Source organism: Ochrobactrum sp. PL_is483, assembly GCF_055816855.1.
In genome coordinates, this window is record NZ_JBVPGS010000017.1 from 19,809 (window position 1) to 34,761 (window position 14,953).

The 14,953-nt window shown below is 56.9% G+C and carries 19 protein-coding genes; 8 read left to right on the plus strand and 11 right to left on the minus strand.

The genetic code is table 11. The annotated features are described in order from the left end of the window. Positions 1–12: 12 nt before the first annotated feature. On the minus strand, positions 13–1,530 hold the full coding sequence (gene cysS / locus AC0TNJ_RS00580; protein ID WP_473769894.1) for a cysteine--tRNA ligase: 1,518 nt from the start codon (positions 1,528–1,530) through the stop codon (positions 13–15). Positions 1,531–1,913: 383 nt separating this feature from the next. Here cysS and AC0TNJ_RS00585 point away from each other — a divergent pair, with 383 nt between their 5' ends. After that, positions 1,914–2,081 (plus strand): hydrolase, encoded by a 168-nt coding sequence (locus AC0TNJ_RS00585; protein WP_122000034.1) that lies wholly within the window; start codon positions 1,914–1,916, stop codon positions 2,079–2,081. 79 nt (positions 2,082–2,160) lie between these two features. Here the strand turns inward: AC0TNJ_RS00585 and AC0TNJ_RS00590 are convergent, their stop codons facing one another. Beyond that, positions 2,161–2,940: an SOS response-associated peptidase gene (locus tag AC0TNJ_RS00590; protein ID WP_473769895.1), complete on the minus strand. Its 780-nt coding sequence runs from the start codon at positions 2,938–2,940 to the stop codon at positions 2,161–2,163. Positions 2,941–3,154: 214 nt separating this feature from the next. On the opposite strand from AC0TNJ_RS00590, the gene AC0TNJ_RS00595 reads away from it, so the two are divergent. The 4 genes from AC0TNJ_RS00595 to AC0TNJ_RS00610 all read left to right on the plus strand — a co-directional run bounded on the left by AC0TNJ_RS00595 (position 3,155) and on the right by AC0TNJ_RS00610 (position 5,288). Continuing rightward, positions 3,155–3,610, plus strand: coding sequence for an NUDIX hydrolase (locus AC0TNJ_RS00595; RefSeq protein WP_473769896.1), 456 nt, complete (start codon positions 3,155–3,157; stop codon positions 3,608–3,610). A gap of 71 nt (positions 3,611–3,681) precedes the next feature. Continuing rightward, the gene (locus AC0TNJ_RS00600) at positions 3,682–4,056 is read left to right on the plus strand and encodes a TIGR02301 family protein (protein ID WP_473769914.1); all 375 of its coding nucleotides are present in this window, start codon (positions 3,682–3,684) and stop codon (positions 4,054–4,056) included. 156 nt (positions 4,057–4,212) lie between these two features. Continuing rightward, a complete protein-coding gene (locus tag AC0TNJ_RS00605; protein ID WP_122000031.1) occupies positions 4,213–4,479 on the plus strand; it encodes a hypothetical protein in 267 nt (88 codons plus the stop codon). Positions 4,480–4,553: 74 nt separating this feature from the next. Then, positions 4,554–5,288: a hypothetical protein gene (locus tag AC0TNJ_RS00610; RefSeq protein WP_473769897.1), complete on the plus strand. Its 735-nt coding sequence runs from the start codon at positions 4,554–4,556 to the stop codon at positions 5,286–5,288. A gap of 204 nt (positions 5,289–5,492) precedes the next feature. Here AC0TNJ_RS00610 and AC0TNJ_RS00615 read toward each other — a convergent pair whose 3' ends face one another. The 5 genes from AC0TNJ_RS00615 to AC0TNJ_RS00635 form a co-directional block, all read right to left on the minus strand. Further along, on the minus strand, positions 5,493–5,897 hold the full coding sequence (locus AC0TNJ_RS00615) for a hypothetical protein (protein ID WP_473769898.1): 405 nt from the start codon (positions 5,895–5,897) through the stop codon (positions 5,493–5,495). A 132-nt stretch (positions 5,898–6,029) separates the two neighbouring features. Continuing rightward, positions 6,030–7,031 (minus strand): GlxA family transcriptional regulator, encoded by a 1,002-nt coding sequence (locus AC0TNJ_RS00620; RefSeq protein ID WP_473769899.1) that lies wholly within the window; start codon positions 7,029–7,031, stop codon positions 6,030–6,032. Next, positions 7,028–7,594, minus strand: a complete 567-nt coding sequence (locus tag AC0TNJ_RS00625; RefSeq protein ID WP_122000028.1) for an isochorismatase family protein — start codon at positions 7,592–7,594, stop codon at positions 7,028–7,030. Before AC0TNJ_RS00625 ends, AC0TNJ_RS00620 begins: the two co-directional genes overlap by 4 nt. 117 nt (positions 7,595–7,711) lie before the next feature. Beyond that, positions 7,712–7,999 carry a YciI family protein gene (locus AC0TNJ_RS00630; protein ID WP_473769900.1) on the minus strand — a complete coding sequence of 96 codons (288 nt, stop codon included), beginning with the start codon at positions 7,997–7,999 and terminating at the stop codon, positions 7,712–7,714. Between the two features lie 10 nt (positions 8,000–8,009). Next, entirely contained in the window at positions 8,010–9,344 is a 1,335-nt protein-coding gene (locus AC0TNJ_RS00635) for a dihydroorotase (RefSeq protein ID WP_473769901.1), read from the minus strand. Positions 9,345–9,429: 85 nt separating this feature from the next. Between AC0TNJ_RS00635 and ygfZ the strand changes: the two genes are divergently transcribed. The 3 genes from ygfZ to AC0TNJ_RS00650 are packed head-to-tail and all read left to right on the plus strand — an operon-like array spanning position 9,430 to position 11,419. Beyond that, entirely contained in the window at positions 9,430–10,293 is an 864-nt protein-coding gene (gene ygfZ / locus AC0TNJ_RS00640; protein WP_473769902.1) for a CAF17-like 4Fe-4S cluster assembly/insertion protein YgfZ, read from the plus strand. Next, positions 10,293–10,913 carry a YfbR-like 5'-deoxynucleotidase gene (locus tag AC0TNJ_RS00645; protein WP_473769903.1) on the plus strand — a complete coding sequence of 207 codons (621 nt, stop codon included), beginning with the start codon at positions 10,293–10,295 and terminating at the stop codon, positions 10,911–10,913. Before ygfZ ends, AC0TNJ_RS00645 begins: the two co-directional genes overlap by 1 nt. Next, positions 10,910–11,419, plus strand: a complete 510-nt coding sequence (locus AC0TNJ_RS00650; protein ID WP_473769904.1) for a tyrosine phosphatase family protein — start codon at positions 10,910–10,912, stop codon at positions 11,417–11,419. Before AC0TNJ_RS00645 ends, AC0TNJ_RS00650 begins: the two co-directional genes overlap by 4 nt. 49 nt (positions 11,420–11,468) lie before the next feature. Here AC0TNJ_RS00650 and recO read toward each other — a convergent pair whose 3' ends face one another. From recO to lepB, 4 genes are all read right to left on the minus strand, one after another. Then, a complete protein-coding gene (recO, locus tag AC0TNJ_RS00655) occupies positions 11,469–12,200 on the minus strand; it encodes a DNA repair protein RecO (protein WP_473769905.1) in 732 nt (243 codons plus the stop codon). 115 nt (positions 12,201–12,315) lie between these two features. Beyond that, positions 12,316–13,251, minus strand: coding sequence for a GTPase Era (era, locus tag AC0TNJ_RS00660; RefSeq protein WP_122000022.1), 936 nt, complete (start codon positions 13,249–13,251; stop codon positions 12,316–12,318). Positions 13,252–13,402: 151 nt separating this feature from the next. Next, entirely contained in the window at positions 13,403–14,107 is a 705-nt protein-coding gene (rnc, locus tag AC0TNJ_RS00665; protein ID WP_122000021.1) for a ribonuclease III, read from the minus strand. A 1-nt stretch (position 14,108) separates the two neighbouring features. Continuing rightward, entirely contained in the window at positions 14,109–14,891 is a 783-nt protein-coding gene (lepB, locus tag AC0TNJ_RS00670; protein ID WP_473769906.1) for a signal peptidase I, read from the minus strand. Between the last annotated feature and the right edge of the window lie 62 nt (positions 14,892–14,953).

Here is a 14,953-nt window from a genome sequence, read left to right on the forward strand (position 1 = left end):
TCCAGTCTTTGGCTAACCTACCACATCCCATGTCGTGATGCGCTCGCCCGTTTCCGGGTCCTTGCCATCCTTGAGCTGGATACCTTCGCCAAGCAGTTCATCGCGAATACGATCAGCCTCGGCCCAGTTCTTCTCACTGATAAAGCGCAGACGCTCCGCAATCCGGGCTTCGACAGCTTCGCTGTCCACTTCGGCCTTCGCGAAAACCGGAATATCTTCAGCCGTTACGAAATGCGGATCGAACAGGCCCAGCAGCGCCATGCCCTCGCCCAACCCGGCAACATCGCGCGCCTTGAAAGCCTTGCGCAATGCCGTGATCGCTGTCCAGCTGTTGAGATCGTCGGACAGGGCCTCCACCACCTCGCCGACTGCGGTCAGCGTTTCCGGCACCGTGAAATTCCTGTCGCGCAGCAGGCCATACCAGCGATGCAGCTCCTCGGCGGATTCCGCCAGACGCTGCGCCGTCCAGTTGATCGGCTCGCGATAATGCGTCTGCAACATCGACAGGCGCGCCGCCAGACCAACCCAGCGATCACGCACATTGGCGTCGTCCCAGACGCCCAGTTGCGGCAGGCCCTCATTCAGCACATCGCGAATGGTGATGAAATTACCGAGCGATTTCGACATCTTCTGCCCTTCGACCTGCAGGAAGCCGTTATGCATCCAGATGCTCGCCATCCGCTCGGTGCCGAATGCGCAGCATGATTGCGCGATTTCATTCTCGTGATGTGGAAAAACGAGATCGATGCCGCCGCCATGAATGTCGAACTGGTTCTTCAGCGGATCGTCGCATTTCAGGCCACCGCCGAACGGCTCAAGCAGTTTGGCCATCGACATTGCCGAGCATTCGATATGCCAGCCCGGACGGCCCAACACCGTGATCCCTGCGGGGGACGGCCAGCCCGGCTCGCCCTCCTTCGAGGGCTTCCACAGGACGAAATCCATTTCGTCCCGCTTGTAGGAGGCAACGTCCACGCGGGCGCCAGCGAGCATCTCATCCAGCGAACGGCGGGCAAGCGCGCCGTAGCGCGGTCCCTTCCGCTCGTTCATGGCGGACGGCGAGAAGAGGACGTGATCCTCGGCCACATAGGCCACACCAAGCTTCACCAGACGATCGATCATGGCGCGCATTTCGTCCATATGCTCGGTCGCGCGCGGCTGAACGCTCGGTGCCAGATTGCCAAGCGCCGTCACGTCTGCCTGAAACTGCGCGTTGGTGCTTTCCGTCACCCGGCGAATGGCTTCATTGAACGGCAGATCAGGATAATCGCGCGCGGCGCGGGCGTTGATCTTGTCATCGACGTCCGTAATGTTGCGCGCATAGGTAACGTGATCCGCGCCATAGATATGACGCAGCAGGCGGAACAACACGTCGAAAACGATCACCGGACGGGCATTGCCTATATGCGCGAAATCATAAACCGTGGGGCCGCAGACATACATGCGCACATTGTCGGCATCGAGGGGAGAAAATTCCTCCTTGGTGCGGGTCAGCGTGTTGTACAGACGCAGTTGCGGCGCATAAGCCATTGTAAATATTCCCCAAAAAGACCTGTGAAATCAGTGCGCGACTGACTGCAGCCAACTAGCCGGGGCGTTATCATCCAATTTTTATGAAGGGAGACGAAAACGGCCGGGCCAGCAAGCTGCTAGCCAATAATAATCGCACAAATACAAATGATCGTGGTCGGCGTTTTCATGCCAGCACTTATCCTCAGCAGGGGTGCTTCCGTCAAGAACTTTCGCTACGTGCCTGATAGTTTGGCCAGATGGCCGCAAATGTTGCAATTTTGCAACACGTATACACCCTCCACTGCATCACCCAGAATACCCCAAAACCGGCTCCAAACAGCCTTCATTCGGTCTCAATCAATCACAAAATGGTGAACAGGCATTATCGAAAGGAAGGACCAATGTCTAAGAGTGAACTGCAACCCCGCCAAGACCGACTGGTTGATAAATACCGCGAGATCGGGCCTGCCGTGCTTGTTGCAGCATTGCTGAACGCAACGCGGCGCAGCAGCGACGGTCGTAACGACAATCGTCGGCGCTCCATTCTCGCCGTCAAGAAGCCCGGCTGAGAAAGCTTATCTGGTTCAGCACCCGGAGTCGGTGAAAGCGTTACAAACAGCGCCAGTCCAGGAAGACTGGCGAATGCTGTCAGAACATCGAAAGCTGCCCGTCATTGCCGTCATCGGATTCGGGCTTGCTCTTTCGCTTCGCTACTGCACGCTCCGAAGATAGCTGCTCCTCCACACGATCCTGCAAATCGGGCGTCGTGTTGGCTACCTTGTTGACCTTGTCCGACACGGGAATCGCCTCGAAGAAATCATCCTGAGCCGGGCGCATTATATCCGCCACTTCCCGCGGCAGAAAACGCTTGCAGTCCAGCCAGCGGGCGAAATCTTCCGGCTGCACGACGACCGGCATCCTTTCATGGATGGGTCGCAACCGGCCGTTGGCGCTCGTCGTCAGTATGCCCCCGGTATCGATCTGCGAGCCGTCGGCGCTGCTCCATGTCTCGATCAAGCCCCCGAAAGCGACAATGCCGCCCTTTCGCGGGCGTACCCAGTAAGCCTGAGCCTTGTTCTTCCCCTCGCGACGCCATTCATAGAAGCCCGATGCCGGGATCAGGGCGCGTCGATGATTGAGAGCAGCGCGAAACGAATTCTTCTCCGCAGCCGTTTCGGAGCGGATGTTGAACATCAGCGGCCAGTCGTTCGGGTCCTTAACCCATGACGGCACAAATCCCCAACGCACCAGCAATCCGACGCGATCCGGCCTGTTGCTCCCCGGCGGCGGCGTTTCGCCGCCGATAATGGTTAGAATAGGCTGCGTCGGCGCGATATTATACCGTGGAGGAAAATCCTCCGCGATCAACGCGGCCGCGAAGGCTTCCAGCTCTTCCCGGCTTGCAGTCAATGAAAAACGTCCACACATGGCTAGTGGTCTGATTCCGACATTTGCTTCCTATTGTTACCAGTGCCGAGCAAATGTCGGAATCTAAAAGACCACTGGTAAGTTTATCAATCTGGTGGATTTTTTGAATTTGACGTTTGCAACAACGTCAAATTCAATACGCCAGCATGTTCAAGCTTTTTGGTGAGCGGTCAAGGGGTGCTTTTCCATTGCCAAATGGTGTAGCTTGAGCATCATGAAAACAGTTCCCGTATTTCCGATACCTGCAAAGGTTCATGGTGTTTCGCTGATCTGCAGACGCGAAAGGCGGTTTCTTCTAGTCGAGCGCGGGAAAGAGCCGTGGAAGGGCTGGCTCGCCTTTCCGGGCGGCAGCATCGAACCGGGCGAAACGCCGCAACAAGCGGCAATTCGTGAACTCAAGGAAGAAACAGCGCTCGATGCAAAGGCCCTGTCGCACGTCATAACCGTGGACCTGGCGCTTGAAGGCAAGGCCTATGACAAGAGCTATTTCCTGTCTGTCTTCCGGGCTATGGAATTTTCAGGTCGGGAAATGGCCGGGGACGACGCCGCATCCATTCACTGGCTGACCATAGAGGAAATGGCGTCCGCGAAAGTGACGGACAGCACCCTTGATGTCGCCCGGTCGGTGGCAGAGACCGAGGACGAGCATTCCTATATTAATCCTGTTTAGCAATCTGCCTTGAAGTGGCCCCTATTTGTGGCAATAGCTCATTTTCAGGTGAGAGGTTTCGATTGAAAGGCATTTCGTTTTTTCGACCGGCTGTCTGCCTCTCGATCGCTTTGTGGGTCGGGGCGGCACTTCCGGCTTTCGCTCAGGACGCGCCCTATGAAGGGAAGATGTTGCGGCTCGCCGAAATTCTCGGCTCGCTTCACTATCTGCGCAATCTGTGCGGCGAGGCTGGCAGCGAATGGCGCGATCGGATGGATGCAATCGTGACGGCGGAAAAGCCCTCCGAAGCCGAACGGGTGCGGCTCATTTCAAGCTTCAACCACGGCTATCGCGTGTTCAGCGACAATTATACCCGCTGCACCCCCTCGGCGCTTGCGGCGATAGATCGCTACATGAAGGAAGGCGGGGACTTGTCGAACGAGATCATCTCACGCTATGGAAATTAACCAATCATTCACTCTTGTGCGGATTGACAGGATTAGTTCGTTCAAATCCGTGATAATCTGTTAACACTGTCTTAAGAAGGCAGTCAGGTTGCCAGGCGGTTGAGCTCCCGCAAAACGGTGAGACATCGCCAGTGCGACAGAAAGGCGAAAGCCAGGATGAAATCTATGGAACATGCACCGGTCGATCTGGACGAAATGATTGCGCGCGAGAAGAAGCTCGTTGCAATCGAATATCATAATGAGGCCTGGGCTGACGGTATCTCTGAAGGTATCGAACCGGAAATCCTTGCCGAAGCAGCCTTCACGACCGCGCTTACCGAACTGATCCGTGAGGCAGGCGACGACTGCGCGCTGGAGCTGATCGAAAAGATGCGTGAGCAGATTGTAGCAGGAACCTTCCTGCCGCAGCGCATTCTTCAGTAAGAGCAGAAAAAACGCCGGTCGCGGGACCAGACCGGCGCAGCAGTTCCCTCCCGGCGTCCCCCTTCCAGCGCCAGATGTTTTTCCCGATCCGGAACTCCGCCTCGCCTCGAAATTTACTGGCAGGGATATTCCTTGCCTGCGGCATTGCCTTGCCCGCTGCAGCGGCAAATTCGTTCGATCTCGCGCTGGCGGATCAGTTGGATTTCCTGCAACGCCCCGGCGCCCGCATTGTGGCGGATGAAGGTGACAACCCTTCCCCCATTCCCCTGCCCGGCGCGCTTCCCCGCGCACTGCCGAGAATATCGCCGGACAGCGCGCCTGCCTCGGCTGCCTCCAAGCCTATGCCGGAAATCCACCGGGATTTCGACAAGCTTCCGGAACCTGTGAAGCAGATGCGTGAGCGCATGTTGCAAGCCGCCCGTTCCGGCGACATCGAGCAATTACGTCCGCTTCTCGGCGTCGAGGACAAGGCGACACAGCTCTCGCTGGAAGACCACGAGGAAGATGTTATCGATTTCCTCAAATCGCTCTCGGGCGATGAAGCAGGCCGCGAAGTTCTCGCAATCATCGTCGATCTTCTGGACACGGGCTACGTCCATCTGAATGCAGGCAAGGAGGACGAGGTCTATGTCTGGCCCTATTTCTACGCCATGCCTCTCGACAAGCTGACACCGCCGCAGATCGTGGAGCTTTTCGAGATCGTCACCGCCGGTGATTTCGAGGATATGAAGAAGGCAGGCGGCTATATTTTCTACAGTATCGGCATTGGGCCTGACGGCAGCTGGCGCTTTTTCACAGCGGGCGAATAATCAGACCGCAATGCGAATCCGGCTCGGCGGCTCCTTGTAGATGCGCTGCCAGACCCGACGAAACTGGCGCGCAGCGCCGAAATCGAACCTCGAAGACACATTTGGTGTCCATAATTCGAGTACAACTCGTCCCATATGTCAGAATGGAGGAATAAGGCACCAATCTGATTTTCGATCAGATTGGTGCTCGAGCTATTACATCATTTAATCATTCGCCTTGAACACCCAAGCCTGAGCAGTAGGACCAAGCGCAGTGGGGTTGATAGATACCGACTCCATAATCAGGTATAGAGATGTACCTGCAACACCGATGTAGTACTCTCCATCCCTTACCCCGGTAGGCGTAAAAGTAAATACTAGAGGATCCTTAGTTCCCAAAGGCCTGGCGTCAACGAAATTAGTCTTCCCCTCACGGCTTAGATATCCGTCACCACCAGATACTGATACGCGAATCCTGCTTTCAATATTTGGTTCAATTTCAGATACATCCAGATTCCATACATATGAAGGCAAATCATCTCCATAAACAGGAGACGCAGTATTGGACGGATTGTAATCACATCGAAGATAAAGCTCAAGCTCTGAATTAAATATACTATAAGTTGCCATTGAAATCTCCTTAATCATTACATTTTGTCAATACATAAAGGTGAATTAAAAATATACCTGACATATTTACTAGCATCGTAGCAAATCAATAAATATAAGCTTATATGCACTATTTTCACAGCGGGCGAATAATCAGACCGCAATGCGAATCCGGCTCGGCGGCTCCTTGTAGATGCGCTGCCAGACTCGACGAAACTGGCGTGCAGAAGCAAAACCGGCCTTTGTCGCAACATTTTCAATATCCAGTTCCGAATTCATGAGCATCTCGCGCGCGAGGCTGATCTTGAGCCGGTTGACATAATCCGTCACCGTCATTCCGGCATATTCGTTGAAAAGCCGCGAAAAATTGCGCGGGCTGGCCCCGCCGATATTTGCCAGTCTTTCCACCGACCATTCGGCTGCCGGATCATGCGCGATGGCATCCTGTGCGCGATGCACGACGGGATTCAGGTGATTTCGCCCTTCAAGCCAGGGCGATAGCTGCGGATCATTGCCGCTGCGACGCAGATAGACGACCAGATAGCGTGCGACCGCCAGCGCCGTGGCATGATCGGTCAGCCCGGCAACAATGTGCAGCATCAGGTCGATGCCTGCGGTGATGCCCGCACTCGTCAGCCGCTCGCCATCCTCGACGAAGAGTCTGTTTTCATGAACACGCGCTGCGGGGGCCAGTCGTTCAAGTTCATCAATTGTCAGATGATGGGTAGTGCAGGAATAGCCGTCCAGCAATCCCGCACGCGCTGCGAGCAGCGCGCCGGAACAGATCGTCACCAGCCGTACGCCCGGACGCACCGCCCGGCGAAGCCACAGAACGATGTCCTTTTCCAGCACCGCATCGGCGGATCTGTCGGTCTCCGCACTTCCGAGCGGAACGTCCGCCGCACCCGAAACAATGACCAGCGCGCCATCTGGCAGCGCCTCCGGCAGCGGTTCCACACCCGCGACCGAGAGGCCAATGGAACTGATCGCAGCTGGCGCGGGCCCGATATAGCGAACATCGAACCGCACCTTATTCTGCTCAAGATTTGCCTTGCGCAAAACCTCAAGCGGTCCCGCCACGTCGAGCAAAAGCACACGGGGCGGGATAACGACATAAACCGGAACTATCCGGGCAATGTCCGCTTGACCACTCATGCCGCCTTCCGTTCTCCGGGCGCAGCCAGCGCCTGTTCCACAGTTACGATACGGGCAAAGCGATTGGCCAGAACAAGCTCGGTACGAGCCTTGATATCGGCAGCGCTCCATTCACGGCCAGTTGCGTCCGTCATCGGGAAGGTCAGGGTCGCTTCGCTGACGAAATCGACCTGATATCCGAAATCCGAAGCCTGCCGCGTAGTCGTCTCGCAGCACTGCTCGGTGCGAATGCCGGAAACCAGCACGCGGCGGATGCCGTTGGCGACCAGCCAGACGTCAAGCCCGCTTCCGACCAGCGCGCTGTGGCGGCGCTTGCGGAAAACTGCGTCAGGTTCAATCGATAGCGGCGAGATTGCCTTCACCAGACCCGACGCTTCCGAGAACGGTCCTTCATTCTCGACGTGAAAAATCTGCACCACCGGAATACCGGCGCGCTTGGCGCCATCAATCAGCGCCTGCTGGCGCTCGATATAGCCGCCAACCTCTTCGTCCCGGTAATAAGGCCGGTGGCGGAACGACTCCTGAGCGTCGATTACCAGCAGAGCAGTATCGTGAGCGGACATTTTTGTTCTCCCTATCAAAAGACTATAGAGAGAGAATACGCCTTGCAACCAAGACCGAAAGCCGCCTTACGGACAAAGAGCGGACAGATCACGCCAATATGCTACCAGCTCCTTACCTTAAAGAAGATCACCAAGAGGAGGCGCATACTTTGCTGGCGTAAACTCGACGACATCATAAGTTGCCAGTCCATATTGCATGAAGGGGTCGAGCTTCAGTATCGAATCCAACTCACGCTTGCTGACCTTACCGCTTGCGAGGATCACGCCGCCATTTCGTGGGTTTTTCGGCCCGGAAGCCAGAAAAACACCATCCGCATATTGCCGGTCCAGAAATTCCCGATGCGCTTCAAGATGCCTCCCGATCTCCTCAAGAGGCTTGGTGTAGGTCAGGTTGACAACAAACATGAGACGACCTTCAGCGATGCGGCAATGCTTCGAGAAACTCCACCGGCTCGCCCTTGTTGGCGTTTACGATTTCCGCTTCCCACATCACCTTGATACCGCGAACGAAAGTTCCAACCGGCCATCCGGTGACGGTCTTGCCATGATAGGGCGTCCAGCCAGCTTTCGAACCGGCCTGCTCATGCGTGATCGTTTCGCGGCGCTTCATATCCACGATGGTGAGGTCTGCATCATAGCCGACCGCAATGCGTCCCTTGCGGGCCATGCCAAAAATACGGTTCGGGCCGTGGCTGGAAAGATCGACAAAGCGTTCCAGCGAAAGCCTGCCCGCATTGATGTGGTCAAGCATGATCGGCACCAGCGTCTGCACGCCCGTCATGCCGGACGGCGAAGCCGGATAGGGCTTCTGCTTTTCTTCCAGCGTGTGCGGGGCATGGTCGGAACCGAGCACATCGACAATACCCTGATCGATGCCCTTCCACACACCGTCGCGGTGGCGCTTGTCACGCACCGGCGGGTTCATCTGAATGAGATTGCCGAGCGTCTTGTAATCGTCTGCCGACAAAGTGAGGTGGTGCGGGGTCGCTTCGCACGTCGCAACATCCTTGTGATCTTTCAGGAAGCCGATTTCTTCGGCAGTGGAGATATGCAGCACGTGGATACGCGCACCGGTGTCGCGCGCGATGCGCACAAGCCGTTCGGTGCACTGAAGTGCTGCAATTTCATCGCGCCAGACCGGATGGCTCGACGGATCGCCCTCAACCCGCAGGCCCTTACGCTCTTCAAGCCGGAACTCGTCTTCCGAATGGAAAGCCGCGCGGCGACGCGTGTTCTTGAGGATCGAGCGCACGCCGTCGTCGTCCTCGACCAGCAGATCGCCTGTGGATGATCCCATGAATACCTTGATGCCCGCAGCGCCCGGCAGGCGTTCCAGTTCGGCAACGTCCTTCGCATTGTCGCGCGTGCCGCCAACCCAGAAAGCAAAATCGCAGTGCATGCGATGACGGCCACGTCTCACCTTGTCTTCCAGCGTTTCCGCCGAAGTCGTGAGCGGTTTCGTGTTCGGCATCTCGAAGACCGAGGTCACACCGCCCAACACGGCGGCAAGAGAGCCGGTTTCGAGATCTTCCTTGTGTTCAAGGCCGGGCTCGCGGAAATGCACCTGGCTATCCACCACGCCGGGCAGAATATGCAGGCCGGTGCAATCGATCACCTCGCCCGCCGCGTGAGTGGAAAGAGAGCCTATGGCAGCGATGTGCCCATTGCGAATACCGATGTCGCGCTGGCCTATACCGTCGTGATTGACGATGGTTGCACCCTTCAAAATCGTATCGAATGTTTCGGCCATAGTTGTCTCCTGCCAGATTGATAGGACTTGCGAGCCTCTGCAATGGGGCTTACGTAACGAGGGCGCGAAAGGCAAGGACGAAGCGATGACGACGGCAGCTGAAACGGTAAATCTTTCCAACAGGGCTTTGGTTCACATCACGGGCGAAGAGGCTGAAAAGTTTCTGCAGGCTGTGATTACGACCGATCTCGACAAGCTTGGAGCTGACGAGCTCAAACCGGGAGCCTTGCTCGCTCCGCAAGGGAAAATCCTGTTCGACTTTCTCGTTTCACGCATCGATGGCGGCTTGCGTTTCGATCTTCCGGCAAGCATTGCCGCCGATTTTATCAAGCGTATCACGCTCTACCGGCTGCGTGCGAAAGCCGAAATAAAGCAGTTGCCAGAATCGCTTGTCAGCGTTTCCTGGCAAACTGAATCACATTCTTCACAAAGTGATTCAATCAAGCGCGACAGCCGTTTTCCAGCCGAACTGAATGTCTACCGGATTTATGGTCAGGCAGATGGCGCAACCGATGAGAACGCATGGACGAAGCTGCGCGCGGAATATGGCATAGCGGAAGGTGAAACGGATTTCGCTTACAGCGACGTGTTCCCGCATGACGTCAACTTCGACCAGACGGGCGGCGTGTCGTTCCCGAAAGGCTGTTTCATCGGCCAGGAAGTCGTGTCCCGGATGCAGCATCGCGGCACGGCACGGCGGCGCGTTCTGGTGGCCCGCTCCGAGGCCCCTCTTCCGCCGATGGGCACGCCGCTCACCGTTGATGGACGTGAGATCGGCACGATGGGAAGCTCGGCTGATATGGTCGGCATCGCGCTTGTACGCATCGACCGGGTCAAGGATGCGATGGATGCCGGGAACGTCATTCTTGCGGGCGAGACGCCAGTCACCCTCACCTTGCCGCCGCACGTGCGGTTCGGATTTCCGGAAGCCGAAGCAGGAAACGCCTGATGGCAAGCGCCGACCGATCTTCCGGCAAGACGCGCGCCTGGCAACGCATGTTGTCGGGCCGCCGTCTCGATCTGCTCGACCCGTCCCCGCTTGATGTCGAGATTGAGGATATTGCCCATGGTCTGGCCCGCGTTGCGCGCTGGAACGGGCAGACGGTCGGTGAACACGCATTTTCGGTTGCCCAGCATTCGCTGCTGGTGGACCAGATATTCACCCGGCTGGTGCCCGATGCCAGCATAGAATGGCAGCTACTCTCGCTTCTGCACGATGCGCCGGAATACGTGATCGGCGACATGATTTCGCCCTTCAAGGCGGTGATGGGCGGCAGTTACAAGATGATTGAAACGCGGCTGGAAAATGCCATTCACTTGCGCTTTTCACTGCCGATCACCGTTCCCGCTCAGCTTAAGACACTCATCAAGCGTGCCGATCAGGTCGCAGCCTTCTTTGAAGCCACACGGCTTGCAGGTTTCACCGAGACGGAAGCCGTTAAATATTTCGGGCGTCCGCGCGGTTTCGATCCGGCAGGACTGGATATCACCCCGCGCCCGACACAGGATGTGCAGACGGATTTCCTCGCACGGTTTGCGGCATTGGAGAAAGCTCGGCAGAACCGATGAGCCGGATCGTCGTGGCGCCCTTGTCGCAACTGGCAACACAACTTGCATTGCACCGGCCAAGCCATGTTGTGACGCTTGGAAGCGAAAACCCTGCGGCTCTGCCGGATGGCTATGATGCCGTACGCCTCTCGCTGACATTCAACGATATTGTTGAACCGCGTGCGGGATTGGTTGCTCCCGATGCAAGCCACGTGCAGGCGCTTCTGGACTTCGCGAAGGGCTGGCCCATGGATGCGCCTTTGCTTATCCACTGCTACGCCGGTATTTCCCGTTCCACGGCTGCGGCTTTCATCATCGCTTCGGCTTTGAACCCCACGCTCGATGAAAATGTGCTTGCCGGGATTGTGCGTGGTGGGTCTCCATCGGCAACGCCAAATATCCGGCTCATAGCGCTCGCAGACGATATTCTGGGGCGACAGGGGCGGATGGTTGCCGCCATACGCGCAATCGGGCGCGGAGCAGACGCGTTTGAAGGTGAGGTTTTCAGCCTGGCTGTGAAAGCATGATCCCGAAAAGTGGGAGCCGGTTTTCGGAAAAGATCATGCTTCAATGAAACTATGGACTGATCGCCCGCCCGAGGGCGTTCAGAAACCCGCCGCGCGCATCGGGTGGCGTTATCGCACGTGGTTCCCAGACGTGCCGCATCAGGAAATAACCCGTCATCGTGAAGGCATGATCGATGTCGTCATAGGACGTTGCACGAACGGCCGTGTTGTTGACGAAACCCGGCAGAACCAGAAGCTTGTCGGCCCAGGGCGCGCCCGCATCACGGCAGACAGCACGCCCGGATTTTGGCGACACATAGATCAGGTCTTCCTTGACGCCCGTCGCGGCGCATTCCTTGAGATCAAGACCGAAGCCCAGTTCCTCAAGCATCATCACCTCAAAGCGCAACACCAGTTCGCCAGAGGCAAGCGGGTCGTCAAAATGCTCTATGATAAGCCGAAACGTCTCGTAAAGACCGCGGTGCGGGTCGCGTTCCGGCAAAAGGCGCAGGTGGGAAGCCGCCAGTTGGATACCGTAAAGCGCCACCGGCGTTTCGATGAGGCGCGCGGCAGCAAACTCCAGCGGTTCGATGGTAAAGCTGCCCATATGCTCATCCAGCCGCGCCCACCATGTCACATCAACATGATTGCCCGGCTGGAGCAAAGGCTGCATGCGGCGGGAACGCCCGCCGCGCACCATACCCATATGGCGGCCATGCTCACGGGTCATCACTTCCACGATGGCGCTTGTCTCGCCATGGCGTCGTGTCCCGAGAATTATGCCTTCATCGCGCCATTCCATGGCCGCCAGTCTTATGAATTAGCGCATCCCGAAAAGTGTGAAACGGTTTTCGGACAAGATGCGCGCCAGTACAAAGTTAGAGCGCCGATCTGATTTCATCAGATCGAAACGCGCTCTAGGTTGGAAAATCAAGGCCCATTTCGCGGTAGCGTTCCGGATCGTTGCCCCAGTTCTCACGCACCTTCACGAAAAGGAAGAGATGAACGGTCTGTTCCAGTATCTCGGAGATTTCCTTGCGCGCTGACTGCCCGATTGCCTTGATTGTCTCGCCCTTGTGACCGAGGACGATCTTCTTCTGGCTTTCGCGCTCGACATAGATGACCTGCTCGATGCGAACGGAGCCGTCCTTGCGCTCTTCCCAGCGCTCCGTTTCCACGGTCGACGCATAGGGCAGTTCTTCATGCAGACGCAGATAGAGCTTTTCGCGGGTGATTTCGGCCGCGAGCTGGCGCATCGGCATGTCGGAAATCTGGTCTTCCGGATAATACCATGGGCCGTTTGGAACATTGTCGGCCAGATATTTTGCCAGATCCTTGCAGCCCGAGCCGTTCAGCGCGGAAACCATGAAAGTCTGGTCGAATGCGACAAGCTCATTGGCCTTGCGGGCAAGATCCAGCAGAACCGGCGGATCGACGCGATCAACCTTGTTGAGCACCAGAACCTTCTTCTGGCGCACATCCTTCATGCTCGAAAGCAGCGCTTCGGCATTTTCGTTCAAGCCGCCTTGCGAATCGAGAAGCACCAGAATGATATCGGCATCCTTGGCGCCGCCCCAGGCCGTGGTGACCATGGCGCGGTCGAGCCTGCGCTTCGGGCGGAAAATGCCCGGCGTGTCCACCAGGACAATCTGCGCCTGATCTTCGATGAATATGCCGCGCACAAGGGCGCGCGTCGTCTGCACCTTGTGCGTGACGATTGAAACCTTGGTTCCCACAAGCTGATTGACCAGCGTGGATTTCCCCGCATTCGGCGCCCCGATCAGCGCCACGAAGCCGGAACGCGTCTGTCCTGCTTCGTTCTCGCCGTCAGCCGGCGTCGTCCGATTATTCATTGTTTATCCTTCCAGACGATATTTCCTTGCGGAACGCCGCCGTCCTCCAGCGCACGACGTCCCAGATACGACAAAACTGCACGCGAAAGCGGCATTTATCCGTATTAGACCATTATAACCGATCACGATTTAAAAATTGCCAATTCTTGCATCAAGCCGGATTGTCACGCTTCCAGACGCCTTCACGATAAAGCATCGCTTCCGCCGCGTGTTGTTCGGCTATCCGTTTTGAACGGCCCTCGCCCGTTTCCGCAGCAAACCCCTTGACCGTCACCTCCACCGTGAACAACGGATCATGGTCCGGGCCGGTGCGGCTGATGATGGAATAGGCAGGGTGGACATTGCCCTGCTGGTGTGCCCATTCCTGCAGTTCCGTCTTGGCATCACGGCGGGCGGCGCCCGTTTGCAGGGACCGCTTTTCCCAGTAACGCTTAACAAAGCGTCGCGCGGCTTCAAGCCCGCCATCAAGATAGATCGTGGCAATCAGCGCCTCGACCACATCGGCCCGCACATTCAAGAGGCGCTTGTCATTCAGTGACTTGATGTCGGAGCCGGTATGAATGAGATCGGCAAGACCGATCTCGTCGGCAATCGCCGCACAGGTTTCGGCATTTACCAGCGCATTGAGACGAACCGACAATTCGCCTTCGGATGCTTCCGGGAATTCATCGAACAGCATTTCGGCGACGGTCAGCCCCAGAACGCGGTCACCGAGAAATTCGAGACGTTCATAATTTGCGCGCGATGGCGCCTGCACACTTGAGTGGGTGAGCGCACGATCCAGCCGTTTCAGATTAAGAAAACGGTGTCCGGTGCGCTCTTCCAGAATTGCTGCTGTCTGATTTGCCGAAGCCATTTCAATTTCCGGTTACGGCTGTATGCGGTGTGCCATTGACTGAATTGAACAGTCGGCCAAAGCGAACTTCGGACGGCCATTTCCAGATTTCCAACGGGCTTGCCTTGTCGGCGATGGAGAAGAAAATGATGTTGGCGCGTCCGACGAGATTTTCAAACGGCACATAACCGACACCGAAGCGGCTATCGAGCGAGTTGTCGCGATTGTCGCCCATCATGAAGTAATGACCGGCGGGAACCTCGAAGACGCGCGTATCGTCACCGATGGAATTGGGCGCAAGGTCGAGCGTGTCGTAGGTCACGCCTTCCGGCAGGGTTTCGCGATAGACCTCGACCGGGCGGTTCTGCTCGGTGACATCGGGATTATTGATCGTGCCGATGCGATCGCGCTTGACCGCCTGATCGTTGATATAGAGCACACCGCCGCGCATCTGCACGCGGTCGCCCGGCAGGCCGATCACGCGCTTGATATAGTCGACAGAAGGATCGCTTGGCAGCTTGAACACCACCACGTCGCCGCGCTTCGGCTCAGCGCTCCAGATGCGGCCCGAAAACAGGTCCAGCCCGAACGGCAGCGAATAGCGCGAATAGCCATAGGCATATTTGGAAACGAACAGATAATCGCCTTCCAGAAGCGTTGGGCGCATGGAGCCCGATGGTATGCTGAAAGGCTGGAAAAGCAGGGTGCGGATGACCAGTGCCAGCAGCAGCGCCTGCACGATAACGCTCATGGTTTCGCCAAGGCCGCCGGATTTTTTTGTCTCACTCTTGCTGGACACGCTCATTGGATCTCCGCTTCCGATAACGCGATCTAATAACGACTATGAATGCATGACGCAATCACGCC